This is a genomic window from Mesorhizobium sp. M7A.F.Ca.CA.004.06.1.1, assembly GCF_003999135.1.
Classification (GTDB): domain Bacteria; phylum Pseudomonadota; class Alphaproteobacteria; order Rhizobiales; family Rhizobiaceae; genus Mesorhizobium.
Map to the genome: position 1 here is coordinate 1 of NZ_RZPQ01000796.1, position 2,633 is coordinate 2,633.

The 2,633-nt window shown below is 64.0% G+C and carries 3 protein-coding genes; all 3 read right to left on the reverse strand.

The genetic code is table 11. The annotated features are described in order from the left end of the window. Positions 1-70 precede the first annotated feature (70 nt). Positions 71-304 (reverse strand): BolA family transcriptional regulator, encoded by a 234-nt coding sequence (locus tag EN906_RS30245; protein WP_010909092.1) that lies wholly within the window; start codon positions 302-304, stop codon positions 71-73. Between the two features lie 133 nt (positions 305-437). Further along, positions 438-959 carry a hypothetical protein gene (locus EN906_RS30250; protein WP_127269498.1) on the reverse strand — a complete coding sequence of 174 codons (522 nt, stop codon included), beginning with the start codon at positions 957-959 and terminating at the stop codon, positions 438-440. Between the two features lie 45 nt (positions 960-1,004). Beyond that, the coding region (gene purL, locus EN906_RS30255) for a phosphoribosylformylglycinamidine synthase subunit PurL (protein WP_127375610.1) at positions 1,005-2,633 on the reverse strand (1,629 nt) is incomplete at its 5' end.

The window sequence follows — 2,633 nt, forward strand, 5'->3', positions numbered from 1 at the left end:
AAACAAGACGTTAGCCGTGCCGTGGCTGAAATGGCGCAAAGGATGAGCCGTGTTGGGCCAAGCGCTAAGGTCAGTCGGGAACGCTGGTCTGCAAGGCGAGTGCGTGCAGCACGCCGCCCATATTCCCTTTCAGCGCGTCATAGACCATCTGGTGCTGCTGCACGCGGCTTTTCCCCCGAAAGCTCTCGGCCACCACCTCGGCCGCATAATGGTCGCCGTCGCCGGCGAGATCGCGGATCGTCACCTTGGCGTCCGGAATGCCGTCCTTGATCAGTTTTTCGATGTCGTGGGCATCCATTGCCATGGCAAAATCCTGTTTCGAGCGGCCGGTGTCAGGCCATAAGATGAGAGTCGGGCGAGCCTAAAGCCTTTCCGGTCCGGATTGAAGCCGTTCTGTCCCACCAACGGCAAGACGGCCCGACGGCTTCAGAGAAAGACTAGGCCGGTGGGCTTGCTTCATCCTCGGCAACGTCGTCGCGTGTCGAGAAAGCACGGCCAAGGCTAAAGGCCAGCACATAGAGCGGCGCGTTGAGCACAAGGCCGACAATGGGGAGATAGCTCGTCATTTGCCAAGCCGGTGAGAAGAACCCTTGGCCATAACCGTCGCAGATGAGCGACGAGCCGTACTCCCACAACGCGCCTACGACCACCGCGCTGGCAAAAAGCTTGATGCAGGTGACGATATGCCTTGCCCGTGCCGGATCCGGCGCCAGGCGGTCCCACAGAACCAGGCAGATGATCGGGACCGCGTAGATGAGATTCTGCGCGATGAGCATGGGGATGGCGCCATTGGCCGCGGCAAGGAACTCCGCGCGCGTTTCCAGCCGCATGCACACCTCGCTCGAGGTTGTCGACAGCAGGAAAAAGACGAACGGTCCCAGGAACCAGAAGAAGAACAACGACGGCCAGAAGACGACTGCAATCAGCGCCCGACCAGCCAGTTTCCTGTGATTGATCATGAGTTTCCCGAAAAACCGTTCCCACTTTTCGGGATCATGCTCTCGTCAACTGGCCTGGTCCATGAAGCGGGGGAACCAGCCTTCGTGCGCCGCGGAGAGTTCGCTGACCGGGATTGCCCTGGCGTCGCCAAGCTTCAGCGCGCTGCCCCCGGTCGAGCCGATCCACGGCGCGAAGATGCCGAGTTCGCCCTGCTGCTTGCGAATGGCGTCCCATTCGTCACCATGCGGATCGATCGACAGCGTCAGGAGATAACGGCCCTGGTCCTCGCCGAACCAGACCGGGATCGGGTCGGTGCCGACAAGACCGGGAACGGCGGCGCCGATTCCGGACGCCATCGCCATCTCGGCAAGTGCAACGGCGACACCGCCATCGGAAACGTCGTGCGCCGCCGTGACGATGCCGGATGCGATGAGCGCGCGCACATGGTCACCGACGCGCTTCTCATGCTCGAGGTCGACCGGCGGCGGCGGGCCATCCGTGCGGCCGTGTACGTCACGCATATAGACCGATTGCCCGAGATGCGTTCCCCAGGACGCGGGTGCGCCGACCAGCAAGATCATCTGGCCCTCGGCCGCAAAGCCGGTCCGCACCATCTTCGACCAGTCGGCGATCAGCCCGACGCCGCCGATGGTCGGGGTTGGCAGGATGCCCTGGCCGTTGGTCTCGTTGTAGAGCGAGACATTGCCGGAGACGATCGGGAAGCCGAGCGCGCGGCAGGCGTCGCCGATGCCCTTCACCGCGCCGACCAACTGGCCCATGATCTCGGGCCGTTCCGGGTTGCCGAAATTGAGGTTGTCGGTGGCGGCCAGCGGCAGAGCGCCGGTGGCGGTCAAATTGCGCCAGCATTCGGCCACCGCCTGCTTGCCGCCCTCATAAGGGTCGGCCTCGCAATAGCGCGGCGTCACGTCGGAGGAGAAGGCGAGCGCCTTGGTCGCATGGCCTTCGACCCGGACCACGCCGGCATCGCCGCCTGGAAGCTGCAGCGAATTGCCCTGGATCAACGTGTCATACTGCTCCCAGACCCAGCGGCGCGAAGACAGGTCGGGCCCGCCGAGCAGCTTCAGCAGCGCGTCGGCAACGTCGGCTTGCGGAATGTCATTGGCGGCCAGCGGCGCCGGCTTTTTCGGCTCGACCCACGGCCGGTCATATTCCGGAGCCTTGTCGCCGAGATCCTTGATCGGCAGATCGGCGACCTGATCCCCCTGGTGCAGCACGCGGAAGCGCAGATCGTCGGTGGTCTTGCCGACGATGGCGAAGTCGAGCCCCCATTTGTGGAAGATCGCCTCGGCTTCCTTTTCCTTTTCCGGGCGCAGCACCATCAGCATGCGCTCCTGGCTTTCCGACAGCATCATCTCGTAGGCGCTCATGCGCTCTTCGCGCACCGGCACCTTGTCGAGATAGAGCTCGATGCCGAGGTCGCCCTTGGCGCCCATTTCGACCGCCGAGCAGGTGAGGCCGGCGGCACCCATGTCCTGGATGGCGATGACGGCGCCCGAGGCCATCAGTTCGAGGCTGGCTTCCAGCAGGCACTTTTCGGTGAAGGGATCGCCGACCTGCACTGTCGGGCGCTTCTCATCGATCTTGTCGTCGAATTCGGCCGAGGCCATGGTGGCGCCGCCGACACCGTCGCGGCCGGTCTTGGCGCCGAGATAGACGACCGGCAGGCCGACACC